Raw genomic sequence first — 4,410 nt, 5'->3', positions numbered from 1 at the left:
CGACGGCGGGGCGGCCGGCAAGGCGCTTCGGGACGCCGGCGCGACCCTCGAGTCGCTCAAGGCCGCGCTTCCCGGGGTCCGCGGAGACCGCAGGGTGGACAGCCCCGACCCAGAGAACACATTCCAGGCGCTTGAGAAGTACGGCACGGACCTCACGGCCATCGCGCGGTCCGGCAAGCTCGATCCCGTGATCGGCCGGGACGCCGAGATCCGCCGGGTGGTCCAAGTCCTCTCCCGCCGCACGAAGAACAACCCCGTGCTCATCGGTGAGCCCGGCGTGGGCAAGACCGCCGTCGTCGAGGGCCTCGCCCAACGGATGGTGGCCGGGGACGTGCCTGAGAGTCTGCGCGGCAAGACCCTCGTGGCGCTCGACCTCGGCTCGATGGTCGCCGGCGCGAAGTACCGCGGCGAGTTCGAGGAGCGGCTCAAGGCTGTCCTCGAGGAGATCCGCAGCTCGGAGGGCCAGATCGTCACGTTCATCGACGAGATCCACACGGTCGTCGGTGCCGGGGCCACCGGGGATTCGTCCATGGATGCCGGCAACATGCTCAAGCCCATGCTCGCCCGCGGCGAGCTGCGCCTCATCGGCGCGACCACGCTCGACGAGTACCGCGAGAACATCGAGAAGGACGCCGCCCTCGAGCGGCGCTTCCAGCAGGTCTTCGTGGGCGAGCCGAGCGTCGAGGACACGATCGCCATTCTCCGCGGCCTCAAGGAGCGCTACGAGGCCCATCACAAGGTTGCCATCGCCGACTCCGCGCTTGTCGCAGCCGCCACCCTCTCCAACCGGTACATCAGCGGCCGCCAGCTGCCGGACAAGGCGATCGACCTCGTCGACGAGGCTGCCTCGCGGCTCCGCATGGAGATCGACTCGGCGCCTGAGGAGATCGACCAGCTGCGCCGCGCCGTCGACCGCCTCACCATGGAGGAGCTCGCCCTCGAAGGCGAGACCGACGAGGCCTCGATCGAGCGCCTCGCCGCGATCCGTGAGGACATGGCAGACAAGAAGGAGCAGCTCGCCGCGCTCAACGCCCGGTGGGAGGCGGAGAAGGCGGGGCTCAACCGCGTCGGCGACCTGAAGGCCAAGCTCGACGAGGCGCGCTCACTCGCGGACAAGGCCCAGCGCGAGGGCGACCTCGCCGAGGCCTCCCGCATCCTGTACGGCGAGATTCCGACCCTTGAGCGCGAGCTCAGGGAGGCCTCCGCCGCCGAGGAGCAGGCGAGCGGCAAGTCCAAGATGGTCGCGGAGGAGGTCACGGCGGACGACATCGCCGAGGTCATCTCCGCGTGGACCGGCATCCCCGCCGGGCGGATGCTGCAGGGCGAGAGCCAGAAGCTCCTCCACATGGAGGAGGATCTCGGCAAGCGGCTCATCGGCCAGACCAAGGCCGTCCAGGCTGTCTCGGACGCGGTTCGTCGTGCCCGTGCGGGCATCAGCGACCCGAATCGGCCCACGGGCTCGTTCCTGTTCCTTGGACCCACCGGCGTCGGGAAGACCGAGCTCGCCAAGGCTCTTGCGGACTTCCTGTTCGACGACGAGCGTGCCATGGTGCGGATCGACATGAGCGAATACTCCGAGAAGCACTCGGTCGCCCGGCTCGTCGGGGCGCCTCCCGGCTACGTCGGCTACGAGGAGGGCGGGCAGCTCACCGAGGCTGTGCGCCGGCGGCCGTACTCGGTGATCCTGCTCGACGAGGTGGAGAAGGCGCACCCGGAGGTCTTCGACATCCTTCTCCAGGTGCTCGACGACGGCCGCCTCACCGACGGGCAGGGCCGCACCGTGGACTTCCGCAACACGATCCTGGTGCTCACGTCGAATCTGGGAAGCCAGTTCCTCGTGGACCCGGACCTGAGCGAGGAGACGAAGCGCAACGCGGTGATGGGAGTGGTGAACTCCTCGTTCAAGCCCGAGTTCCTGAATCGGCTGGACGAGATCATCGTCTTCGATCCGCTGAGCGTGGACGACCTCTCCAGGATCGTCCAGCTTCAGGTCGACGCCCTGCAGCGCCGGCTGCACGAGCGGCGCCTCACGCTGGACGTCACAGATGGGGCCCGCGCCTGGCTCGCGATGTCCGGCTATGACCCCACTTACGGGGCCCGGCCGCTGCGCCGGCTCGTCCAGCGCGAGATCGGCGACCGGCTCGCGAAGGCGCTCCTCTCGGGCGAGATCACGGACGGGGACACGGTGCTCGTGGACGTCGCGGATGTCTCGGTCGATCTCGAGGCCCTCAGCGGGGCGTCGACGGGTGGCCTGAGCGTCACGCGCAAGGCGCCGGCGGCGCAGGAGGCCTGACCGTCAGGGCCTGACCGTCAGGGCAGTAGGGATGCCCTCAGGGAGTTCCCCGAGGTGCTCTCCACAAAGCAGTCCACGCGGCGGTCGCCGGTGGCCCAGCCGTCCTGAGTGGGAAACACGTTGCGCTGCTTCAAACTGCTGGTATCCGAGGGAAGGGCGAGCTTCGTCTGGCGGCAGAGATCAGCTGCCCGCTGTTCGAGCGCGTCCTTCCCCGGGTACGAGTCGCCCACGGCGTAGCTGGCGGTGGCCACGAGCTGTGCCGAGTGAGCTTCCGTGCAGGGGACCGTTCGGTTCGCTTCAGCGCTGGCATCGAAGTTCGAGAAGCAGTCGCCCGCCTTGTAGCTGTCGGCGGCCGTGAGGCTCGCGCCGGGTTTCGCCAGCAGCGAAGCAACGACGGCCCACACCACGAGGACGGCGACGGCGCAACCGCCGACCGCGAGGATACGACCCCAGGGGGTGGTGGGGAAGCGCCGACGACGCGGTTCCCGCCGAGGCCGCTCGGGAATCCGGGCCTGGCGGCGAGTCAGCGGTTTCGAGGCATCTTCGGCCGAGGCGCCGTGGGAACCCTGATCGGTCTCCATGCGGATTCGATGCCCTTCCGTAGTGCTCGTGGGAGGAGGGGTTCGCGGCCCCCTGATGCCAGCGCGGCACGTCCCGCGAATACGCAGGCCGCCGCAATTACATGTAGTCTAGACCTACGACAAATTGATCAATGACTCCGGGGCCTCGCGAGCCTGCCTTCGCGACTACCTCCGGGACGAGGCAAAAGAGGGGGTCACGCCATGGGGCGCGGCCGTCAAAAGGCTAAGGCAACCAAGCAGGCTCGGGACATCAAGTACTACAGCCCGAGTACCGACTACGCGGCGCTTGAGCGCGAGCTCGCATCGAACTCGCATCCTGCGCACCACGACGCCGACCTCGAGCCGGATTACTCCGACTACGAGGACAAGTACGCCGATCAGTTTGACGACGACGACGAGGATTCTCGCCGTATCGGCTGACCCGCCTTGATGAGCGAGTCGGCGAACCGAGAACACGATCCCGCAGTTGCGCGTGCCCATGCGGCCGCGCTCCGGTCGATCGCCCGTGAGGTCGTTGAAACCGTTGAGCCTCAGGACTCCTCAGTGGCTCGCGCCGGCCTGCTCGATCTGCTCCGCGAGGGCGGCGTCATGGCCCTCACTGGTGCAGGGGTTTCGACGGCGTCCGGCATTCCCGACTACCGGGGTCCTCATGGATCGTGGCGCAAGCATCGGCCCATGACATATCAGGAGTTCCGGCACGATCCCGCGGCGCGGCACCGGTATTGGGCCAGGAGCTTCGTCGGGTGGCGGCACATCGACAGAGCGCGCCCCAACGCCGCGCACCGAATCCTCGCCCAGCTTGAGGCGCGGGCCGTGCTGCTTGGGGTCGTCACACAGAACGTCGATGGGCTCCATGCGGCCGCGGGTTCCCGCAACCTCGTCACCCTGCACGGCGACCTCGACAAAGTGGTGTGCCTGAATTGCGGCAACGTCGAGGGGCGTTCCAATCTGGACGAGCGGCTGGCCCAGGCGAACCCCGGCTACGCCGAGGCTGTGCGCCTCGACCCGTCCACGGTCAACCCGGACGGCGACGTCGAGCTCCCGCAGGCCTGGGTGGACCGCTTCCGCATGGTGGGCTGCCTCGTGTGCGGCTCCGTCGAACTCAAGCCGGACGTCGTGTACTTCGGCGAGAGCGTTCCGCTGGAGCGGAAGGAGCGGGCGACGGCGATGCTCGCCTCCGCCCGGAGCCTCCTGGTGCTCGGGTCCTCGCTCGCGGTCATGAGCGGTTTCCGGTTCGTGCTCGACGCTGTCCGGGACGGAAAGCCCGTGGGGATCGTCAATGCGGGGCCGACCCGCGGGGACAGTCGGGCCCAGTGGCGGTGGCGTACCGACGTCGGTGCGGCCCTCGAGGAGCTCTCGGCGTCGCTCTAAACCCCCTCCTCCTCCCCCTTCCCGTTTCGGGTACAGCAGTGGGGCGGCCCGTTCCGGGGCGCACTGTGGTGCGCGAAGATTCGTGCTGGCACCGGTTGCCTCGGGCGGTATCCGGACTGATCCTGTAGGTGCCCGTCGTCGTGGACCCCGCTGTTTCTGTGGTGC

The 4,410-nt window shown here is 68.5% G+C and carries 4 protein-coding genes; 3 read left to right on the top strand and 1 reads right to left on the bottom strand.

What is annotated here, in order from left to right:
• Positions 1-2,293 (top strand): ATP-dependent Clp protease ATP-binding subunit (locus tag ACTHL9_RS13120; RefSeq protein ID WP_440519681.1); only part of this gene is annotated, 2,293 nt, incomplete at its 5' end.
• A gap of 17 nt (positions 2,294-2,310) precedes the next feature.
• Here ACTHL9_RS13120 and ACTHL9_RS13115 read toward each other — a convergent pair.
• On the bottom strand, positions 2,311-2,874 hold the full coding sequence (locus ACTHL9_RS13115; protein WP_440519679.1) for a septum formation family protein: 564 nt from the start codon (positions 2,872-2,874) through the stop codon (positions 2,311-2,313).
• A gap of 201 nt (positions 2,875-3,075) precedes the next feature.
• On the opposite strand from ACTHL9_RS13115, the gene ACTHL9_RS13110 reads away from it, so the two are divergent.
• The gene (locus tag ACTHL9_RS13110; protein WP_138414488.1) at positions 3,076-3,294 is read left to right on the top strand and encodes a DUF3073 domain-containing protein; all 219 of its coding nucleotides are present in this window, start codon (positions 3,076-3,078) and stop codon (positions 3,292-3,294) included.
• A 9-nt stretch (positions 3,295-3,303) separates the two neighbouring features.
• Positions 3,304-4,245, top strand: coding sequence for an NAD-dependent protein deacetylase (locus tag ACTHL9_RS13105; RefSeq protein ID WP_440519677.1), 942 nt, complete (start codon positions 3,304-3,306; stop codon positions 4,243-4,245).
• The last annotated feature ends 165 nt before the right edge of the window (positions 4,246-4,410 follow it).

Origin of the sequence: Sinomonas sp., from assembly GCF_051955515.1 — a bacterium.
Taxonomy (GTDB): domain Bacteria; phylum Actinomycetota; class Actinomycetes; order Actinomycetales; family Micrococcaceae; genus Sinomonas.
The sequence above is the reverse complement of the archived record's forward strand: the minus strand, read 5'-3'. Positions and strand labels throughout refer to the sequence as shown.